General features: G+C 69.8%; 16 protein-coding genes. 7 read left to right on the top strand and 9 right to left on the bottom strand.

Annotated features, from left to right (window positions below; genetic code table 11):
* Window positions 1–146 precede the first annotated feature (146 nt).
* Both IBL26_RS21405 and IBL26_RS21400 read right to left on the bottom strand, forming a co-directional pair.
* Window positions 147–2654 carry a sensor domain-containing protein gene (locus IBL26_RS21405; RefSeq protein WP_187786555.1) on the bottom strand — a complete coding sequence of 836 codons (2508 nt, stop codon included), beginning with the start codon at window positions 2652–2654 and terminating at the stop codon, window positions 147–149.
* A 211-nt stretch (window positions 2655–2865) separates the two neighbouring features.
* Window positions 2866–3396, bottom strand: coding sequence for a gamma carbonic anhydrase family protein (locus IBL26_RS21400; protein WP_187786554.1), 531 nt, complete (start codon window positions 3394–3396; stop codon window positions 2866–2868).
* A 548-nt stretch (window positions 3397–3944) separates the two neighbouring features.
* Here IBL26_RS21400 and IBL26_RS21395 point away from each other — a divergent pair.
* The 3 genes from IBL26_RS21395 to IBL26_RS21385 are packed head-to-tail and all read left to right on the top strand — an operon-like array spanning window position 3945 to window position 7644.
* Window positions 3945–5906, top strand: a complete 1962-nt coding sequence (locus IBL26_RS21395) for a primary-amine oxidase (protein ID WP_187786553.1) — start codon at window positions 3945–3947, stop codon at window positions 5904–5906.
* A complete protein-coding gene (locus tag IBL26_RS21390) occupies window positions 5903–7369 on the top strand; it encodes an amidase (RefSeq protein ID WP_187786552.1) in 1467 nt (488 codons plus the stop codon). Before IBL26_RS21395 ends, IBL26_RS21390 begins: the two co-directional genes overlap by 4 nt.
* Before the next feature lie 53 nt (window positions 7370–7422).
* Window positions 7423–7644, top strand: a complete 222-nt coding sequence (locus IBL26_RS21385) for a DUF1289 domain-containing protein (RefSeq protein WP_187786551.1) — start codon at window positions 7423–7425, stop codon at window positions 7642–7644.
* Window positions 7645–7880: 236 nt separating this feature from the next.
* On the opposite strand, the gene IBL26_RS21380 is transcribed toward IBL26_RS21385, so the two are convergent.
* From IBL26_RS21380 to IBL26_RS21370, 3 genes are all read right to left on the bottom strand, one after another.
* Window positions 7881–8660, bottom strand: coding sequence for an ABC transporter ATP-binding protein (locus IBL26_RS21380; protein ID WP_187786550.1), 780 nt, complete (start codon window positions 8658–8660; stop codon window positions 7881–7883).
* A gap of 4 nt (window positions 8661–8664) precedes the next feature.
* Window positions 8665–9498, bottom strand: coding sequence for an ABC transporter permease (locus IBL26_RS21375; protein WP_187786549.1), 834 nt, complete (start codon window positions 9496–9498; stop codon window positions 8665–8667).
* A 90-nt stretch (window positions 9499–9588) separates the two neighbouring features.
* Window positions 9589–10230: an outer membrane lipoprotein gene (locus tag IBL26_RS21370; RefSeq protein ID WP_241749661.1), complete on the bottom strand. Its 642-nt coding sequence runs from the start codon at window positions 10228–10230 to the stop codon at window positions 9589–9591.
* Between the two features lie 681 nt (window positions 10231–10911).
* Between IBL26_RS21370 and IBL26_RS26240 the strand changes: the two genes are divergently transcribed.
* Together IBL26_RS26240 and IBL26_RS21360 are read left to right on the top strand one after the other, a co-directional pair.
* A complete protein-coding gene (locus tag IBL26_RS26240; protein ID WP_408901961.1) occupies window positions 10912–12399 on the top strand; it encodes a transglycosylase SLT domain-containing protein in 1488 nt (495 codons plus the stop codon).
* Window positions 12400–12863: 464 nt separating this feature from the next.
* The gene (locus IBL26_RS21360) at window positions 12864–13493 is read left to right on the top strand and encodes a MarC family protein (RefSeq protein WP_187786547.1); all 630 of its coding nucleotides are present in this window, start codon (window positions 12864–12866) and stop codon (window positions 13491–13493) included.
* A 368-nt stretch (window positions 13494–13861) separates the two neighbouring features.
* Here IBL26_RS21360 and IBL26_RS21355 read toward each other — a convergent pair whose 3' ends face one another.
* The 3 genes from IBL26_RS21355 to IBL26_RS21345 form a co-directional block, all read right to left on the bottom strand.
* Window positions 13862–15145: a bifunctional folylpolyglutamate synthase/dihydrofolate synthase gene (locus IBL26_RS21355; protein WP_187786546.1), complete on the bottom strand. Its 1284-nt coding sequence runs from the start codon at window positions 15143–15145 to the stop codon at window positions 13862–13864.
* Window positions 15146–15277: 132 nt separating this feature from the next.
* The gene (gene accD / locus IBL26_RS21350; protein WP_187786545.1) at window positions 15278–16192 is read right to left on the bottom strand and encodes an acetyl-CoA carboxylase, carboxyltransferase subunit beta; all 915 of its coding nucleotides are present in this window, start codon (window positions 16190–16192) and stop codon (window positions 15278–15280) included.
* A 425-nt stretch (window positions 16193–16617) separates the two neighbouring features.
* A complete protein-coding gene (locus tag IBL26_RS21345) occupies window positions 16618–17295 on the bottom strand; it encodes an ArsR/SmtB family transcription factor (RefSeq protein ID WP_187786544.1) in 678 nt (225 codons plus the stop codon).
* Window positions 17296–17575: 280 nt separating this feature from the next.
* On the opposite strand from IBL26_RS21345, the gene IBL26_RS21340 reads away from it, so the two are divergent.
* Complete coding sequence (locus IBL26_RS21340; RefSeq protein WP_187786543.1) at window positions 17576–18331, top strand: sulfite exporter TauE/SafE family protein; 756 nt, start codon at window positions 17576–17578, stop codon at window positions 18329–18331.
* Window positions 18332–18491: 160 nt separating this feature from the next.
* Here IBL26_RS21340 and IBL26_RS21335 read toward each other — a convergent pair whose 3' ends face one another.
* Window positions 18492–19070: a UdgX family uracil-DNA binding protein gene (locus IBL26_RS21335; RefSeq protein ID WP_206684279.1), complete on the bottom strand. Its 579-nt coding sequence runs from the start codon at window positions 19068–19070 to the stop codon at window positions 18492–18494.
* Window positions 19071–19236: 166 nt separating this feature from the next.
* Between IBL26_RS21335 and dnaN the strand changes: the two genes are divergently transcribed.
* Window positions 19237–20364, top strand: coding sequence for a DNA polymerase III subunit beta (gene dnaN / locus IBL26_RS21330; RefSeq protein ID WP_187786541.1), 1128 nt, complete (start codon window positions 19237–19239; stop codon window positions 20362–20364).
* Window positions 20365–20548 lie beyond the last annotated feature (184 nt).

Below are 20548 nucleotides of genomic sequence, written 5' to 3'. Positions count from 1 at the left end.
CGCATCCCATCACCACAACCACCACCACAACCGCCTCGGAAACACCTCCGCAGGCGGATTTCGCGTTTCTAACGGCCGCCTCCATCGTGACTTGAGGCGGATGTGTCAGGCCGCCAACTCGGACAGTCCGAGACAGCGAAGCGCCCTCAGGCGCTAAAACGCGTCAGGCCGCACCCTTCCAGACGTTCCGCCGACTTCCCCAGCCATGCCAGCACTTCGGAAGCCGGGCATGGGCGGCTGATCAGGAAGCCCTGGACCTCCGGGCAACCCTGCTCCTCCAGCAGCCTGATCTGGTGCTTCGTTTCCACCCCTTCCGCTGTCACCGCGACATTCAGGCTGTGGCACATGGCGGTGACGGCACGGACGATCGCCGTGGCCTCCGGCTTCACGCCGAGGTCCTGCACGAAGCTGCGGTCGATCTTGATGCGGTTGAACGGCAGGTTGCGCAGGAAGCTCAGCGAGGAATAGCCCGTTCCGAAATCGTCCAGCGCGACGCGCACGCCCAACGCGCGCAGCTCGTTCAGGATGCTGGTGGCATGATCGATGTCATCGATCATCGCCGTCTCGGTCACTTCCAGTTCCAGCCGCGTCGCCGGCAGGCCGCTGTGTGCCAGCGCCATCGCCACGCGCTCGGCCAGCTCGCCGCGCCGGAACTGCGTGGGCGAGAGGTTGACCGAGATGGTCATGTCCTCCGGCCAGGCCAGCGCATCCCGGCAGGCGGTGCGCAACACCCAGTCGCCAATCTCGGCCATCAGCCCGACCTCCTCGGCGAAGGGAATGAAGTCGGCCGGTGAGACGCGGCCGCGGCTCGGGCTCTCCCACCGCAGCAGCGCCTCGACACCGGTGATGCGGCCGTGGGCGATATCCATCACCGGCTGGTAGTGCACCAGAAATTCGTCGGCGATCAGCGCCTTGCGGAGATCCTGCTCCAGCAGCCGGCGCATCTGGAACACCTGCTCCATCTCCGCCTCGAAGATGCGGTGGCAGCCGCGGCCGGTCTGCTTGGCGCGGTACAGGGCCAGGTCGGCATTGCGCAGCAACGTATCGGGGTCGCTGCCATGATACGGGCCGAAGGCGATGCCGACGCTGGCACCGATGCCGATCTGCTGGCCATTGACCAGCAGCGGCTGGCTGATCTCATGGATCAGCCGGTCGCACAGCGCCTCCGCATCGCCTGGGCCGTCTGTCCGCTCCAGCAATACGGCGAACTCGTCGCCACCCAGCCGGGCGACGAAGTCGCTCTTGCGGAGCTGGGCCTTGATGCGGCTGGCCGTGGCCTGCAGCACCACGTCGCCGACCGGGTGGCCCAGCATGTCATTGACCGGCTTGAAGCGGTCCAGGTCCAGGAACAGCAGCGCACAGGCATTCTCCGGCCGCTCCAGCACCTGCTGCAGCCGTTCGCGGAAGGTCGTGCGGTTGGGCAGCGCGGTCAGCGTGTCGTGATGCGCCAGATGCAGGATGCGGTCCTCGATCTGCCGCCGCTCCGTCACGTCATCCAGTGTCGAGACCCAGCCGCCGCCAGGCAAGGCGCGGTGGCTGACGGCAATGCTGCGGCCAGCGCGCGCAATCTCCTCCAGCACAACGCCGGTGGAGGTGGCGATGCGCCCCAGGTGCCGCGTCCGCATCAGCCGGACATGCTCGGCCGAAGTGCCATGGGGCAAATGCGGCTGCGCATGCAGGTGACACAGCAGGTCCGTCAGCGTCGATCCTACCGGGATGGCGTCGGCGTCCAGCCGCAGCAGCTCATGCAGCCGGCGGTTGCTCAGCACCAGCCGTTCCTGTGCGTCGAACAGGCACAGGCCCTGGGACATGTGGGTCAGCGCCAGGTCCAGGTTATCGGCCACCACCTTCATGCGGTCCGCCTGCCGCTTTTGCTCGGTCAGGTCGCGCGTGATCTTGGCGAAGCCGATGAAGGTGCCGTCATCGTCATGGATCGGGTGGATCGTCACATGCGCCCAGAAGCGGGAGCCGTCCCGCCGCTGCCGCCAGCCCTCGCCCTCGAACTTGCCACTGGCGCGCGCGGTCGCCAGCGCCCGTTGCGGCAGGCCCCGGCGCTGGTCTTCCTCGGCATAGAAGCAGGCGAAGCTGCGGCCGACGATCTCCGCCGCGCGGTATCCCTTCGCCCGCTCGGCCCCCGCATTCCAGTTGCTGACGATACCCTGCGGGTCGAGCATGTAGATGGCGTAGTCAGTCACGCCCTGTACCAACAGGCGGAAGATCCGCTGCTGTTCGCTGGCTCGGCGCTCGCTCTCCCGCTGCTCCGTCATGTCGCGGGTGATCTTGGCGAAGCCGATGAGGCCGCCCGCATCGTCGCGAATCGGGTCGATCACCACATGCGCCCAGAAGCGGGTGCCATCGCGGCGCTGCCGCCAGCCTTCGCCCTCGAACCGTCCTTGGGTGGCCGCCGTCGCCAGCGCGCGCTGTGGCAGGCCGGCGGCACGGTCCTTCGCCGTGTAGAAGCGCGCGAAGTTCTGGCCGACGATCTCCGCCGCCTCGTAGCCTTTGGCCAGACGGGCCCCCGAATTCCAGCTACGGACGCGCCCGACGGGGTCGAGCATATAGATCGCGTAGTCGGTCACGCCCTGCACCAGCAGGCGGTACATCTGGTCATCCTGGGCGTCGCCCTGGCCGGTGGTGGTCGCGACGGAATGCAAACGGCCTCTCCTGCGGAAACGGCGGCACCGCCTCTCCAGGCCGGGAAGCGGGGCGCGGTATCCGGGCCGGACCGCTGCCATGCGCCTGCTTTAGCCGTGCCTCGCTAACGCCTTGCTAATGGCTGTGGCACTCCGTCCCGAGCACGCTTGCAGGCACGAAGCCCGGTGCGCTGCCCCGGCCGAGGCAGCGCACCAGGCCGGGGAGGGGCGGTCAGTCGATCCGCCGCAGCCCGCGCTGGAAGCGGCGGGCATTCTCCACGTAATGCGCGGCGGAACGGCGCAGCTTCTCCACCGCCCCGGCCTCCAGTGTCCGGACGGCGCGCGCCGGGGCACCGACGATCAGGCTGTTATCCGGGAATTCCTTGCCTTCGGTCACCAGCGCGTTGGCACCCACGAGGCAGCCCTTGCCGATCTTCGCGCCGTTCAGCACCGTCGCTCCCATGCCGATCAGCGAGCCGTCGCCGATGGTGCAGCCATGGACGATGGCGTGGTGGCCGATGGTGCAATCCTCGCCCACCGTCACCGGGAAGCCCGGGTCGGCATGCAGCATGGCGCCTTCCTGGATGTTGGTGCGGGCGCCGATGGCGATGACCTCGTTATCCCCGCGCACCGCGGCGCCGAACCAGATGCCGACATCCTCCCCCACCGTCACTCGTCCGACCACATGGGCATCGGGCGCCACCCAGTAGCGGTCGGCCTCCGGCAGAGTGGGGCTGTGCTCGTCGAGTGCATAGACCGGCATGGGGGTTCCTCCAGGCTTGTTATGGCCGGCATTGTCGGCAGGCGGCGGTGGGTCCCGCAAGGCTGTTTCAGGCCGGCGGGGGTGGATCGACCGTCAGGCTGGGATAGGCTGGCCAGGGAGGGAATTCCCCGGACCCCATCTTTCTTCTGCGTTGCGGGGCCGGGAGTTCGCGCTGGAGATCCATGACCGTTGAAGGCGGGTAGTCCAGCCTAGGTGGCCCTCGAATATTCCGCGTGGCGCCCGCCAGTCCGGAAGCCCACCCCAACTGCCGGAAAAAGATGGGGTTTCAGGGAAATACCTTCCCCTGACCTCCCTTTCCCACCCCAGCCAGACGGCAATCGGTTCCAGCCACCGACGCCCCGTGCCGGCCCATGGCGGCCGGTCGCGGCTTGGCGCGGCCGCCGGAACGCGCCACTCTGCTTCCACGCGCTCATGGCCAACAACCTGCCCCCCGAGGCAGGAAGCCTGTAGCCCATAGGGATGCCCGCCACCCGGCCTCGCCGGAGAGGCCGCGCCACGCCGCGCCGGCCGAGAAAGGATTCGTGCGCATGGACACCGTCCCCGCTGGTACCGCCGCCACCTGCTGCAGCACCACGGCCGCCGCCCGGCCCGTGGCCCCGCCGCACCCGCTGGATCCGCTGACCCCGGCGGAACTGCGGCGCGTCGTCGCCATCATCCGCGCCGATGCCACGCTGGGCGAGCGGCTGTTGTTCGAGACCGTGGAGCTGATGGAGCCGGACAAGGCTGCCCTTTCCGCCTGGCCGGCGCAGCCGGTACCGCGCATCGCCCGCGCCAACCTGTTCCATGCGCGGGAGAACGGGGTCTGGCGGCTGCTGGTCTCGCTGGACGAGGGCAAGGTGCTGCGGGCGGAACACCGCCCCGATGCCCGCCCGCTGATCCAGATCGAGCAGTTCCTGGAAGTGGAAGGCATCGTCCGCGCCGATCCGCGTTTCATCGAGGCCTGCCGCCGCCGTGGTGTCGAGGACATGGAGAAGGTCTGCGTCGACCCTTGGTCCGCCGGCAATTTTGGCGTGGCGGGGGAGGAGGGGCGCTACCTGGTCCACACCTTCGCCTGGCTGCGGCTGCGGGAGCACGAGAACTTCTACGCCCACCCGATCGAGGGCCTGAACGCGGTGGTGGACCTGAAGGCCGGCACCGTGCTGCGGGTGGACGACTATGGCGACGTGCCGATCCCGATGGCCGAGGTGAACTACGACCACCGGTTCCAGGCGGAGACGCGCGACCCCTACAAGCCGCTCGACGTCGTGCAGCCGGAGGGCGTCAGCTTCACCATGGAGGGCAACCTGCTGCGCTGGGACCGCTGGTCCGTCCGCATCGGCTTCAACGCGCGGGAAGCGCTGACCCTGCACGACATCCGCTACGTCGAACGGCCGATCCTGCACCGGGCCTCGCTGGTGGAGATGGTGGTGCCCTATGGCAGTCCGGAGAACGGGCATTTCCGCAAGAACGTCTTCGACGTCGGCGAGTACGGGCTGGGCAAGCTGGCCAACTCGCTGAAGCTGGGCTGCGACTGCCTCGGCACCATCCAGTATCTGGACGCGCATCTGGGCACCATGACCGGCGGCGTCATGACCATCGAGAATGCCGTATGCATCCACGAGGAGGATGCCGGCCTGCTATGGAAGCACTGGGATTTCCGCACCAACCGGGCGGAGGTGCGGCGGGCGCGCAAGCTGGTCATCTCCTGCATCTGCACCGTCGGCAACTACGAGTACGCGCTGTACTGGTACCTGCACACCGACGGCGCCATCCAGTTCGAGGTGAAGGCCACCGGCATCATTAACACCGCCGCCTGCCTGCCCGGCCAGCCCGGCAAGTATGGGCGGGAGGTCTCGCCCGGCGTGGTCGGGCAGATCCACCAGCACATCTTCTGCGCCCGGCTGGAAATGGCGGTGGACGGCGCCGGCAACAGCGTCGTCGAATGCAACACCTATGCGGAGGAGGCGGCGGCCAACCCGCATGGCAACGCCTTCTACGAGCAGGAGACCACGCTCCGCACCGAGCTGGAGGCCTGCCGGAGGATCGAGCCCGCGACCATGCGCTACTGGAAGGTGGTCAACCCGAACCGCCGCAACCATGTCGGCGGCGCCACCGGCTACAAGCTGGAACCCACCCACTGCGTCACGCCCTTCGTGCGGGAGGATTCGCCCTCCGGCCGCCGCGCCGCCTTCACCCGCAACCACCTGTGGGTGACCGCTTTCCACCCGGAGGAGCGCTACCCCGCCGGCGAGTACATGAACCACTCCGATGGCCACGACGACCTGTCCGAACTGGTGAAGCAGGACCGGCCGATCGAGAATGCCGACCTGGTCGTGTGGCATAGTTTCGGCCTGCACCATCCTGTGCGGCTGGAGGATTTTCCGGTACAGCCCTGTATCAGCACTGGTTTCCGGCTGATGCCCAGCGGCTTCTTCGACCGCAACCCCGGCATCGATCTGGCACCGGGCACCAACGCCGCCAGCCGGCACGCCAAGGCTTGTTGCTCATGACCCTGCCTTCCGACACGCGCACCGACCCCACCAGCATGACGGCGGCCGACCTCTCGGCCGCCATCCGCGCCCGGGACATCTCCTGCCGGGAGGTGATGGTCGCCTCGCTGGACCGCATCGACCAGGTGAACCCGGCGGTGAACGCCGTCATCTCCCTGCGGGACCGCGACACCCTGCTGGCCGAGGCCGATGCGCGGGACGCGCAGCTGGCGCGGGGCGAGGTGATGGGCTGGATGCACGGCTTCCCGCACGCGGTGAAGGACCTGGCGAATGTCCGCGGCATTCCCACCAGCTCCGGCTCGCCCTTCCTGAAGGATAACATGCCGCCGCAGGATTCGCTGTTCGTCGAGCGGATCAAGCGGGATGGCGCCATCATCATCGGCAAGACCAACGTGCCGGAATTCGGCCTGGGCTCGCACAGCTACAACAGCGTGCATGGCGTCACGCGCAATGCGTGGGACCAGTCCCGCTCCGCCGGCGGCTCCTCCGGCGGTGCCGCGGTGGCCGTGGCGCTGGGCATGGTGCCGGTGGCCGACGGCAGCGATTTCGGCGGCTCGCTCCGCAATCCGGCGGCCTGGAACAACATCTTCGGCTTCCGCCCCTCGGCCGGGCGGGTGCCGTCCTGGCCGTCCCAGGAAGTGTTCCTGAGCCAGCTTTCCACCGACGGGCCGATGGCGCGCAACGTCACCGACCTCTCCCTGCTGCTCTCCACCATGGCGGGGCGGGATGCGCGCGCGGCACTCTCCCTCGACGAATCGCCGGAGATCTTCGCCAAGCCGCTGGCCAAGGATGTGCGCGGCACCCGCATTGGCTGGCTGGGCGACTATGCCGGCGCGCTGCCGATGGAAGACGGGGTGGTCGAGACCTGCCGCCAGGGCCTCTCCGCCCTCGAATCGATCGGCTGCCGGGTGGAGGAAGCCCGCCTGCCGCTCTCCCGCGACCAGATCTGGGACACCTGGCTGGCGGTGCGCCACTTCCTGGTCATGGGCACGCTAATGCCGCACTACCAGGACCCCGAAAAGCGCGCCCAGCTGAAGCCGGCCGCCATCTGGGAAGTCGAGGGCGGGCTGAAGATGACGGCGCAGGAAGCGCAGCGCGGCTCCGTCCAGCGCACGACACTGTACCAGGCCTTCCTGTCCCTGTTCGCGCAGTTCGATGCGCTGGTGCTGCCATCCGCCCAGTGCTTCGCCTTCCCGGCCGAGTGGGATTGGCCCAAGGAGATCGCCGGCACGCCTATGGATACCTACCATCGCTGGATGGAAGTGGTGTTCCCGGCCAGCCTCTCCGGCTGCCCCGTCATCAGCGTGCCGGCCGGCTTCGGCGGTGCGGCCGGGCTGCCGATGGGCATGCAGATCATCGCCCCGCCGCGCCAGGACCTGGCGCTGCTGCGGCTGGCCCACGCCTACGAGCAGGCCATCGGCCCCGTGCTCTCCCGCACGCCACCCCTACTGCGCGCGGAGTAGACCCGCGCGGGGAGGGGCGGCAACTTCGCCGCACCCTCCCCACTTCCTCAGGCATGAGCAAGAACGATCGCCCCTGCATCAAGGTGTGCCGCTTCGACGACGATGCGGGCTGGTGCTTCGGCTGCGGCATGACCAAGCCGGAACGCAAGGCCTGGAAACAGGTGCCAGGCTACCGCGACGCCATCCTGCAGAACCTGCCCGCCCGGCTGGCAGCCCTGGCCGCCGAGGGGCACGTGACGGGCGAGGCGGCGGGGAAGAAGAAGCACAAGGACTGACAGGGGGGCAGGTAGAGGGAAGGCCGGGGGAAGGAATTCCCCCGGGCCCCCGTCTTTTCCGGCGAGTTTGGGGCAGCGCTGCGGGCTGAGCCGTCAGTCGCCGGAGGTCTAGGACCTCCGGCGCGAACCGGCCGGTCTCACAATCACGCAGCCCTCGACACAGCCCAGCCGGCTCAAACTTGAAGAAGAAAAAGAAGGGGTCCGGGGAATTCTTTCCCCGGCCTTCCCTTCAGCCTTCAGCCTTCAGCCTTGGCCGGCTCAGGCGCCGGCAGCGGGGTGCCGGCTTCCATGGCGCCCAGCACTTCTTCCACCGGCCCGTCCGCTACGATGCGGCCAGCGTTCAGGCGGATGGCGCGGGTGCACCAGCGGCGGACGATGCCGAAATCATGCGTGGCGATGACCATGATGTCCGCGCCCTTCACCAGACTGGCGAGGCGTTCCTCGGCCTTGCCCATGAAGTCGGCGTCGCCGGCCATGAACCACTCGTCCATCAGCAGGATCTGCGGCGACATTGCGGTGGCCATGGCGAAGGCCAGGCGGATGGACATGCCGGCGGAGTAGCCGCGGGTCGGCACGTCCAGGAACTCGCCGAGGCCGGAGAAGGTGGCGGCATCGGCTTCCAGCGCTGCGATGCCGGCATCGTCCATGCCGCGGTACAGGCCGCGCAGGCGGATGTTCTCGCGCCCCGTGCTGTCCGGGTCCATGCCGGCGCCGGGGTCGATCAGGGAGCCGATCTCGCCCTTCACGGTCAGTTCGCCGCCGACAGGCTCGTAGATGCCGGCCAGGGTGCGGAGCAGGGTGGTCTTGCCGGCGCCGTTGCTACCGACGAGGGCGACGCGCTCACCCCGCCCGATGGTGAAGTTCAGGTCCCGCAGCGCGGCGACGACGACACGGTTGGATTCGTCGGTGCGGACGCGCAGCGCGGCCTTGGCCAGCAGGCGCTTCTTCAGGCTGCGGGCGGCCACGTGGTAGAGCGGGAACTCGATGGTCAGGCCATCGGCGACGATGCTTGCCATCGGATCAGACCCAGAATGCCACGCGGGAGCGGAAGCGAATGAAGAAGGCGGCCGCGACGCCGCAGAGCAGCGCGGAATAGCCGAGCGCCGCGACCCACACGCCCACGCTGACGCCGCCATCGACCAGCGGGCCGCGGATGGTCTCCAGCAGCGGGTAGAACGGGTTGAAGTAGAGGCGCCAGGCGTTCTCGCCCAGCAGCTCCACCCGCCAGATCACCGGCGTCATGAAGAATGCCAGCTGCATGATGTTGGTGACGATCTGGCCGATATCGCGGAAGCGGGCGCAGATCATGCCGAGGAAGATGCAGGCGGCGAAGGCATTCAGTCCCAGCAGCAGCAAGCCGGGAATGGCCAGGAAGCCCTCCACCCCCGGCACCCGGCCGATGGTGAGGAACACCACGACGATCAGCGGCAGGTTATGCGCGGCAGAGAAGATGTTGCGGAACACGCAGCGCAGCGCATGGGTCGTCAACGGCAACGGTAGTTGCCGGATGACCCCTTCGGCGCTGACCAGGCAGTTCGTCGCCTCCGGCACCAGGTTGGCGATGGTGTTCCAGACGATCAGGCTGACCGCGAGATGCGGCAGGAAGACCGTCAGGTCCTGCTTCAGCAGGGTCGAGTAGAGCAGACCGAGGCCGACCACCATGATGGCGGTGGAGAGCGTGACCCAGAAAGGCCCAATGACCGAGCCGCGGTAGCGGTTGCGCAGGTCCAGCCGGGCGAGGGCCCAGGCCAGCCGCCAGGAGGACAAACCGGCGGCGAGGTCCGCCATGGCACGCGCCGCCCGCCGCGGATTGCTGGCGTCGGCGTGATAGGTGGGGAGGGCGAGGGTCTGCATTTGGCGGGCTCTATACAACGCAAGTCCGCGCCGCCGCCAGCGCTACCCCCGCCCGGATGGCGGGGGGCGGGGGTGCGCCGGCCGATCGGATCAGCGGTAGGCGCCGCCCTGCGGGGTGTAATAGACCGGGCCGCCGGGGGCCTGGTTGTAGGCGGGGGCCTGGTTGTAGCCCGGCGCCTGGCCGGGCGGCGCGTAGGCCACCGGCGGCGCGTTGCCGGCGGCGCGGCTGATGCGGGTCACGTCGCCATGGACGATGACGACGCGGTCGTTGAACTGCAGGTTCTCCTCGTTCGTCTGGACGACGGAGATGTCCCCGCCGCGATCCATGCGCACGAAGAACTCGACCGCCTGGCCGCTGCCCATGCCGCGCTCGGCCGCATTGCCGAGGGCGCCGCCGATGACGGCGCCGCCGAGGCCGGCGAGCAGGTTGGAGCGCCAGTCACCGCCGATGAAGCTGCCGGCGACGCCGCCCGCCACCGCGCCGGCGGCCGTGCCGAGGCCCGGGCCGCCGCTGTTCTGCACCGTCACCGGCCGCAGGCCGACGATGGTGCCGTAGGAGATGGCGGCAGGCCGGCCCATGGAACTGGCATTGTAGGTGGTGGCCGTCATGGTCGGCGCACACGCGACGACGCTGCCGAGCAGCAGCAGGCAGGCGGCGGCGCGGCCGGCGCGCGGCAGCGCCGCGCGGCGGGGCTGGGTGGCCGGGGATGAAGAAGCCGGGCGTGCGGTCATGACGGTCATTTCCTCCGCGAAGTATGGTCCGGCGCGAATTGGCCCGGCCGCCGGGCAAAAGCCAGGGGCCGGTGCCGAAGCCCCGAGGCCTGAAGAGGTGGCGCCGCGCGGCGCCCATGTCCAGATGCCCCATGCCGGCAGGCCCGTGGCGCCAGGGCCCCGGTGCCGATCACGAGATGGAGAGGGGGCCTCCACGCGGATAAACCGGCTGGTGCGGGTAGTGCGGTCTGGCTCACGCTCCCATCCGCGTGCCCCGGACTCCGCTTCCAGGCCCTGTTGCGGGCCGATACGGACCGTCACCCGGTGCTTTCATTTCGATTCATTCCGGCCGAGGCGGTGCGGCGGCAGTGGGTGCGGCACAGGGCGCCCCGGATTCGACGCTTGCACGGCCGGAAGCTCTCATGTAGGCCGTAGGTCATTGACGTTCCGCCAATTTTGGCAGGGGCGCCGGGGTTGCCCGGCATCGTCGCGTGGGGGCGTGGCGAGGCCGCCGTACCGGGTTGGGGGGATCCACCCGGGTAACGGAGCCGCATTCCGGCGAACCGAAACTCTGACGGAGAACAGGGGATGACTCCGTTCCAGTTCCGCCCGGCGCGCAGCCGTGTTCAGGCTTGCGCAGCTCTGGGGGTTCTTACGCTTCTCGCGGCTTGCGGCAGCAGTGGCAGCCAGCAGGGCCGGCCCGTGACGGCGCAAGCCGCCGCCGAGGCCGCCGCGCATCCACAACCAGCAACCTATGATCCGCCCGGTCCGGCCAGCGACCCGTGGGGGCCCTACATCAAGGAAGCCTCCCGCCGCTTCGACGTGCCCGAGCGGTGGATCCGCGAGGTCATGCGCCAGGAAAGCGGTGGCCGCGTCGGTGCCCGCAGCCCGGTGGGCGCGATGGGCCTGATGCAGGTGATGCCCGGCACCTATGCCGAGCTGCGGTCCCGCTACGGCCTGGGCGACGACCCGTACCACCCGTGGAACAGCCTGATGGCCGGCACCGCCTATGTGCGGGAAATGTACGAGCTCTATGGCAGCCCGGCCTTCCTGGCCGCCTATAACGCGGGTCCGCGCCGGCTGGAGGACTATCTCTGGTCCAGCCGCGGTCTGCCAGCCGAGACGCGCAACTACGTCGCCCGAATTGGCCCCCGCATCGTCGACGCGCACCCGAACCGCCGTGCGGCGCCGGAAGTGTACGCGGCGGCGGAAATCCCGCTGAACATCCCGGCCGGCCCGCGCCGTGGCGACACCGCCACCATGCTGGCGCTGCGCGAGCAGCGGAATGCCGTGGACCCGGGCATCCGCGTCGCCTCCCTCCCGGCTGGCCCGATCACCCGCATGGAGCCGATCCCGGACGGGTCGACCTATGCCAGCACGCCGGCGCCGGCGCCGGTGCAGATCGCCAGCCTCTCCGGCCCGGTGACGCGCATGGAGCCGATCCCGGACGGATCGACCTACGCCTCCTCCGGCCCCGTGACCCGGATGGACCCGATTCCGGACGGCTCGACCTACGCGTCCGCCGCGTCCTCGGGCACGGTGGTGCGGATGGAGCCGATCCCGGATGGCTCCACCTACGCCAGCAGCCCGGCACCGTTGCCGGAGCCGGCGCCCGCCGCGCCGGTGATGATGGCGTCCCTGCCGGTGCCGCCGCCTTCCGCCCCGGTGCCGTCCATGGTCGGCTCCGCCCTGGCGGCCCGCCCGTCCGCGCAGCAGGGCGGTGCGGCCAGCACCCTGGCCTCGCTCCGCGCCAACGCCGCCCCGGCTACCGAGCCCGCCCGCGCGCCCGCCCCGGTATTCGCCGAGGCTCCTTCCCGCCCGCGTGGCTTCAGCCTCGTGGGTACGGCGCAGGCCGGTACTCTGGGTGGCAACGTGCTGCGGCTGCCCGGCCAGGGTGGCGCCGCCGCCCGCCCGGCGCCGACGCCCGTGGCCATGCCGGCCGCCACTACCGGCCAGTGGGCCGTGCAGGTGGGTGCCTTTGCCAGCGCCAACCTGGCCCGCACCGCATCCGACCAGGCGCGCGACCAGATCGGCCGTGCCGGCAAGCCGGCGGTCGAGTCCGTCGCTTCCGGCCGCTCCACGCTGTATCGCGCCCGGGTGACCGGCCTGTCGCGCGACGCGGCGCAATCGGCCTGCGAGAAGCTGCGGACGCGGGGGGCGTGCATCATCGTCTCCCCGGACGCGCAGTAAGCTTTGAGACGATCCCAGGAGGCGGCTTTCGGCCCTCTCCTGGGATGCCACCCACCTTGGGTGTGTTGAGAGCGCGACCAAGGTGTGTTGCGATCGGCCTTGAGAGGGGCGCTGCCCCTCTCAAACTCTCCCCGCCTAAGGCCTTTGGAAGCCCCGGTTCGGGTTTCGCGGGATGGCGGCGAATTCCATACACTTGGCTCTTCGGCGCGCGGACGCGCCGTATCCCGCATCTGTCAGTTCGCAGGTGCAGGGGATCGTATCCCCTGCCGGGGGAGTTTGAGGGGGCTGCGCCCCCTCGACCTTGCGCCAGCCCCTTTTTTCAATGCTCCCACACCCATGAACAGGCCGGTCCGCTCTCGCCCGGCACCAGCTTGGCCAAATATGCGAAGGGGGTGATTTCGGCCGTGTTACGGCTTCCTGTCGCGGTTTAAGCTCCGGCCTGCACAGGAATTGCCGGAGTTGCCGTGCTCGACGACTACACGCTGTTCGTCACCCAGGTCGTCACCCTCTGGGCGGTGCTCGACCCGGTGGGCCACCTTCCGTTGTTCATGAGCGCCACCGGCGGGCTGGATGAGAAGCAGCGGCGCCGGGCAGCACTGTTCGGCGTGCTGTTCGCCTTCGGCGTGCTGGTGCTGTTCGGCCTGGCGGGGCAGGCGCTGCTGCGGGCCATGGGCGTCTCCCTGCTGTCCTTCCAGATCGCGGGCGGTATCATCCTGTTCCTCTTCGCCGTCTCCATGGTGCTGGGCGACCACAGGACCCACAAGGGCGATACGGCGGCGGAAAGCGCGATGTCCATCGCCGTGCACCCGATCGCCATGCCCATCATCGCCGGCCCCGGCGCCCTGCTGAGCATGGTGCTGCTGATGGACAACAACCGTTACTCGCCCTGGCAACAGGTTGTGACCGTGGGCGCGCTGGTGGCCGTGCTGGCCGCCATGCTGGGCACCTTCCTGCTCGGCGGGCTGATCCAGCGGGTCATCGGTGAAGGTGGCACCAACATGCTGCGGCGGGTGATGGGCCTGATCCTGGCCGCCCTGGCTGTGAACATGGTGCTGAGCGCCTTCGCCCTCTGGCTGCAACTCCCCTCCATCTGACCGCTGGGGCGGGGCAGGCAGGGCGCGTCCGGCTTCAGCGGGAGGCAGCTCACGCCGCGCCGAAGAGCCGTTTCGCTGCTCTGACAGGGGAGGAAGGCTGGGGAATGAATTACCCAGGCCCCTTCTTTTTTCTGCAAGTTGGCGTTCCGAGGCAGGACTGGGAGCGGGCGCTTCTGATGATTCAATAATGGGCCACAAGGGCTGAAGCGTCAGTCGCCGGAGGTTAGGACCTCCGGCGCACCCAGCCGGTTATCAGGCCCGCCTATCAACAGCCCCGCCCAAAAAACTCGAAAGAACAAAAGAAGGGGTAAGGGGAATTCCTTCCCCGGCCTTACCTGTCACCCAAGGCGCCGGAAGCTGCCCCAGGCTCAGACCACGCTGGTCCCGTCCGCCTTCAGCACTTCGCCCGCCAGGTACAGGCTGCCGCAGATCAGCACGCGGCCGGGCGGCCCGCCGGCCGTGGCGATGGCTTGCAGCGCGTCGGCCACATGCGGCCCAGGGCGGGCGGTGCCGTCACTGGCGGCGATGATGTCGTCCACCGGCATGGCCAGGTGCTGGCCGGGCTCGGCCACCGCCCACAGGCCCTCGGCCAGGGGCAGCAGCGGCTGCAGGAACTTGGCGGATTCCTTGCCCTGCTTCATGCCGATGACCAGGTGGCGCGGGCGGTCGGCCCAGTCGGGCAGATGGGCGGCCAGGGCCTGGCCGGCGCCAGCATTGTGGCCGCCATCCAGCCACAGCTCCCACCCATCCGGCAGCAGCGCCGCCAGGGCGCCGTGCAACTGTTGCAGCCGGGCGGGCCAGCTGGCGGTGGAGAGGCCGGCTGCGATGGTCGCCTCGGTCAACCAATGCGGGTTCCAGGCGCGCAGCGCGGCGATGGCGATGCCGGCGTTGTCGGCCTGGTGCGGGCCGGGCAGGGCGGGGCGTGGCAGGTGCAGCGTGCCGAGCGAATCGGTGTAGCGCAGCCCGCTTTCGGACCACTCGACCGACCAATCCCGGTCCCGGCACAGCAGGGGGGCGCCGACCTTGTCGGCTTCCTGCTGCAATACGGCCAGCGCTTCGGGCTGCTGGCGGCCGGTGGCGCCCGGGACGCCGCGCTTCAGGATGCCGGCCTTCTCGCCGGCAATGCCGGCCAGGGAGTGGCCGAGGAAGTCCATGTGGTCCATCGAGATGCTGGCAATGGCGCAGGCCGCCGGACGGTCCACCACGTTGGTGGCGTCGAAGCGCCCGCCGAGGCCGACTTCCAGCACCAGCAGGTCCGCCGGTACGCGGCTGAACAGCAGCAGGCCGACCGCGGTCGTCACCTCGAACACCGTGATGGGCTGGCCGGCATTGACGGCCTCGATCTCCTCCAGCGCCTCGGTCAGCGCGTCCTCGGTCACCAGCGTGCCGGCCAGGCGGAAGCGCTCATGGAAGCTGACGAGGTGGGGGGAGGTATAGACATGCACGCGCTGCCCGGAGGCCTCGGCGATGGCACGGAGGAAGGCGCAGGTGGAGCCCTTGCCGTTGGTGCCGGCCACGTGCACCACGGGCGGCAGCTTGCGCTCCGGATGGTCCAGCGCCGCCAGCAGGCGTTGCAGCCGCTCCAGGCTGAGGTCGATCAGTTTCGGATGCAGGGCGTGCAGCCGGTCGATGATGGCTTCCGAGCGGCTCACGTCAGTCTCGTCCGTCCTGGTGCGTGGCTGGCGGGGGCGGGCGTTGGCCCGGCCCGCGTCACGCGGTCAAACAATGGCCGAGGCGGCAGGGCGCTTCGGCAACGATGCCGCCACGGGCGGCGGTGGCGCCTGTCAGGCCGCCGGGGCGGGCGGTGGCGGGGCGGCCAGTTCCACCGGCTCCTCGGCCAGGGGCTCGGCCGGGCGGCGCTCCCGCAGCAGGGAGATGACGCGGCTCAGCGTGGCGCGCATTTCGCTGCGGTGGACCACCATGTCCAGGATGCCGTGCTGCAGCAGGTATTCGGCGCGCTGGAAGCCTTCCGGCAGCTTCTCCCGCACCGTCTGCTCGATCACGCGCGCGCCGGCGAAGCCGATCAGGGCGTTCGGCTCGGCGATCTGCAAATCCCCCAGCATGGCGAAGCTGGCGGTGACGCCGCCGGTCGTCGGGTCGCACAGCACGACGATGAAGGGCAGGCCGGCTTCCTTCACCATCTGGGTGGCGATGACGGTGCGCGGCATCTGCATCAGGCTGACCGCGCCCTCCTGCATGCGGGCGCCGCCCGATGCGGTGAAGACGATCAGCGGTGCATCCTGCAGCACCGCCAGCTTGGCGGCGGTGACCAGGGCCTCGCCCACGCCGGCGCCCATGGAGCCGGCCATGAAGCTGAATTCGAACGCGGCAACGACGGCGCGGCGGCCATCGATGGCGCCATGCGCCACGGCCACGGCATCATCCATGCCGCCCTTGAGCTGGGCTTCCTTCAGCCGGTCCGCATATTTGCGCTGGTCGCGGAAGCGCAGCGGGTCCGCCGGCGCCTTGGGCAGCTCGATGCGCTGGAAGCCCGCATCCAGCGTGTACTCGATGCGCCGCATGGCGGAGACGCGCATGTGGTGGCCGCAATGCGGGCAGACATGCAGGTTCCGGTCCAGATCCTTCTGGAAGATCATCTGCCCGCAGGCGGTGCATTGGTGCCAGAGATTGTCCGGCACCTCCTTGCGGCCGAGCCAGGTCTGGATCTTCGGCAGCGCCCACTCGCTGATCCAGTTCATGGTCGGTGTTCCTTCCTCATCGTGCCGCACTTGCGCGAACAAGTAGATTGCGCGGCGTGGTAGGCCCGGCAACGGTGGAATGGCAAGAGACGAGGCGTTTTTGCTGCGTTGCGCCGGCTGAGGCGGGGGGGCGCGCTGCCCTGGGGGCCTGCCGATGAGCGGCTCGCAGGGTCAGGCCGGATCGACATTCGGCTTTGGACAGGAGAAGGCTGGGGAAGGAATACCCCGGACCCCATCTTTCTTTTGCGAGTCTTTCGGGGGTGGCCGATGCGCCGTTGGCCTCCCTTGGCCAAGGGCGGAGTGACGCCGGAGGCTAGCGGTTCTGTTGAGGTGGTGCAGGAGATCGTATCCCTGCCGCAGGAGCTCGAGGGGGCAGCGCCCCCTCGGTCCGGCCAAGACATTCGGACGAATCGGCCCTGGAGGCCTCAGCCCTGGAGCGCCCCCAGCCCGAACGCAGCCCGGAACCCCTGTTCCCCGGCCGGGGTGATGGCCAGCGCGCGGGTGCCGTCCCTGCGGCGGACCCAGCCCAGCTCCAGGCAGCGGCTGCACAGGGCCGCGCCGATGGCGCCGGCCAGATGCGGGCGGCGCTCGCTCCAATCCAGGCAAGGGCGGCACAGCATGCGGCGGCCGGGCCTGGCGGCCACGCCCAACTCCGCCAGCAGGGCGGTGCCGGAGGCGGTGAGCTCGGCGCCCTCGCCCTCCATCAGCAGGTGGCCACGGCGCAGCAGCGAATCGACCAGGGATACGGCGAGGCGGCCGGCCATGTGGTCGTAGCAGGTGCGGGCCAGCCGCAGTTCGGCATCGCGTGGGCCGGTGGAGGGGCGGGTGGCGCCGGCCAGGGCCATCAGGCCTTCCAGTGCCTCGGCGACGGCGGCGGAGGCCAGGCGATGGTAGCGATGGCGGCCCTGCTTCTCCTGCGCGATCAGGCCGGCATCGGCCAGCCTGGCCAGATGGCCGCTGGCGGTCTGCGGCGCGATGCCGGCGACACGCGCAAGCTCCGCCGCCGTCAGGGCGCGGCCATCCATCAGGGCGGCCAGCATGCTGGCGCGGGCGGGGTCACCGATCGCGGCGGCGGTGCCGGCCAGTGCGGCGGTGCTGACCATGGTGGGCCTCCGTTGCCGGGGTTGTGGTTGAGCCGTGGTCGGGCTGGCCATCCCACGGGCGGCCTGTGGCTATGAGGACAGCCGGCGCGGGTCAGGTCAGGCAGGCTTCGCCAGCAGCCTGTACCGAGGCATGTGGCAACATCTGTTCGGCGACACGTCCCGGGCATCCATGCTGCAGGGTTCGCACCGCGCCCTTGCCCCCCATGCTGCGGCGGGTGGAGGCGGAATGCTACGGCCAGTACCGTAGCATCGGCCACGCTGATGGCGGAGGCTGCGGCGTATGGAACTGATCACGAATCTTCCCGTCCTTGCCGCCATCCTGGCCACCTTCCTGCTGGCCGGGCTGGTGAAGGGGGTCATCGGGCTGGGGCTGCCCACCATCGCCATGGGGCTGCTGGGCATGGTGATCGCGCCGGCGGAAGCGGCGGCGCTGCTGGTGCTGCCCTCCCTGGTCACGAATATCTGGCAGTTGATGGATGGGCCGAAGCTGGGGCCGTTGCTGCGCCGGCTGGCGCCGATGCAGGTGGCGGTGGCGGTTGGCACGCTGCTGGGCCTGTGGGCCGGGCTGCTGCCGGGCAAGGGCGGCGCCACCGCCGGGCTGGGCGCGGCGCTGCTGGCCTATGCCGCCTTCGGGCTGCTGCCCTTGCGCCTGCCGCAGGTGCCGCCCCGGGCCGAGGCCTGGGCGGGCCCGCTGGTCGGCCTGCTCACCGGCCTGGTGACCGCGGCCACGGGCGTGTTCGTGCTGCCGGCGGTTCCGTACCTGCAAGCGCTGGGGCTGGAGCGGGACCGGCTGGTACAGGCGCTGGGGATTTCGTTCACCGTGTCGACCCTGGGCCTGGCGGCCGGCCTGGCCTCTGGCGGGGGCTTCGGCGGCGGGGCGCTGGGCGGTTCCGTTCTGGCCCTGCTGCCCGCGCTGGCGGGCATGGCACTGGGCGGGCGGTTGCGGGGCCTGGTGTCCGCTTCCACTTTCCGGCGCTGCTTCTTCCTGGGATTGCTGATTTTGGGGGCGCACCTGCTGTGGCAGGGACTTCACTAGCCGGGCGACTGACCAGAACGCAGAGCCCATCGGGGGTACCCGCTCGCCGGCTCCCCCAACCCTGGCTCGCCTGTGCAGGGCAGGCCCCACCCACGGCACCGACAACACGCTCAGAGAAAAAGAAAGGGCCCGGGAATTTCTTCCCCGGCCTCCGCGTCTCTCAGCCCGCCGCCCGCCGAGCCGCATCCCTTAGATCGGCCACGAAGGCGGCGTAGTGCTCCCGCCGGGCTTCAGCGTCCGGCACGCGCAGCAGGAAGCTGGGGTGCACGGTCAGCAGCACCGGGTGCTCCAATGGCCCCGGCAGCACTTCGCCGCGTTGCTTCAGCACCGGCACCTTGCGGCCCAGCAGGGCCTGCGCGGCTGTGGCGCCCAGGGCGACGATGAGGTGCGGGGCGATGCTGCGCACCTCGTTCAGCAGGAAGGGGCGGTAGTGGGCGATATCGCCGGCATCAGGCTTCTGGTGGATGCGGCGCCGGCCGGTCTGGACGAATTTGAAGTGCTTCACCGCGTTGGTGACGTAGGTGTCCGGCCGGTGCAGGCCGGCATCTTCCAGGGCACGGTCGAATAACTGGCCGGCAGGGCCGACGAAGGGGCGGACCTGGCGGTCTTCCTCATCCCCCGGCTGTTCGCCGACGAACATCAGCGCGGCATGGGGCGGGCCTTCGCCGGGCACGAAGGGGCGCCCTTCGGCCCAGTCGGCGGCGGGATAGGGGGCGGTGGGGGAGGGTGCGGCGCTCATGATAAGGGCCAACCGGCGGCGGTGGCGGCGGTTGCGCGCGGGCATGGGGCGGGAAACGACGCAGGGCGGCTTTCCCGGCCCGTGCGGCCCTGATAGATAAACCGGCTCTTTCATCACCCGGGCGCCCTGAGTCGGGCGCCCGCTTCGTCACGGGATTGCACAAGCCATGAAGTTCTCGGTGGATCGGGCCGTGCTGCTCAAGGCCCTGGCGCATGTGCAGAGCGTGGTCGAGCGCCGCAACACCATCCCCATCCTGGCCAATGTGATGCTGGCCGCCCATGAGGGCGCGCTGACCATGACCGCGACGGATATGGAGATTGCCATCGTCGAGGCCGTGCCGGGCGTCACCGTCACCCGCGCCGGCCGCACCACGGCGCCGGCGGCGACGCTGTACGAGATCGTCCGCAAGCTGCCGGACGGCGCGAAGGTGGAGCTGGACCATCCGGGCGGCGATGCGCCGCTGGCGCTGCGCGCCGGCCGCTTCGCCACCAGCCTGATGGTGCTGCCGGTGGAGGACTTCCCCTCCATGACCGAAGGCAAGCTGCCGCACAGCTTCGAACTGCCGGCGCTGACGCTGCGCGAGCTGGTGGACCGCACGAAGTTCGCCATCTCCACCGAGGAGACGCGCTACTACCTGAACGGCATCTATATCCACGCGACCGAATCCGAAGGGCAGCCGGTGCTGCGGGCGGTGGCGACGGACGGCCACCGCCTGGCGCGCGTCGAGGAGCCGTTGCCGGAGGGTGCCGCCGGGATGCCGGGCGTCATCATCCCGCGCAAGACGGTCAACGAGATCCGCAAGCTGGCGGAAGAGAGCCACGACCCGGTGGAGATCAAGCTCTCCGACACCAAGATCCGCTTCGCCTTCGGCTCGGTGCACCTGACCAGCAAGCTGATCGATGGTACGTTCCCGGAATACGATCGCGTCATTCCGCGCGGGAACGACAAGATCCTGACGGTGGACAAGAAGGCCTTCGCCGAGGCGGTGGCCCGCGTGGCGGCCATTTCCTCCGAGCGGTCCCGCCCGGTGAAGCTGAGCCTGAAGGCCGATAGCCTGACCCTGACCGCCAGCAGCCCCGACCAGGGCCAGGCGGAGGAGGAGCTGGATGGCGACAGCATCTCCTACAGCGGCACCGGCATCGAAATCGGCTTCCAGGCGCGCTACCTGTCCGACATCACCGACCAGATCGCCGAGAAGGTGGAGTTCCGCTTCGCCGATGGCTCCGCCCCCACCGTCGTGGTGGATGCGGCCAAGCCCGAGGCGCTGTACGTGCTGATGCCGATGCGCGTCTGAGGCCTCACCGCCTCCGACCCCCGCCCGGCGCCAGCCGGGCGGGACGAACCCGGACCGCCCGGCCATGCAAGTGGCGGCCAAGGCCCCGCCGGGAGCGTTGCCGGAGCGGGATGCTACCGGGAACGTGTTCCCCCCGCGCCTTGGCACCGGCGCCCGGGCGGCGCAGCTAGGGCGGGATCGCACC

This window comes from Teichococcus aerophilus (assembly GCF_014490485.1).
Classification (GTDB): domain Bacteria; phylum Pseudomonadota; class Alphaproteobacteria; order Acetobacterales; family Acetobacteraceae; genus Pseudoroseomonas; species Pseudoroseomonas aerophila.
The sequence above is the reverse complement of the archived record's forward strand: the minus strand, read 5'-3'. Positions and strand labels throughout refer to the sequence as shown.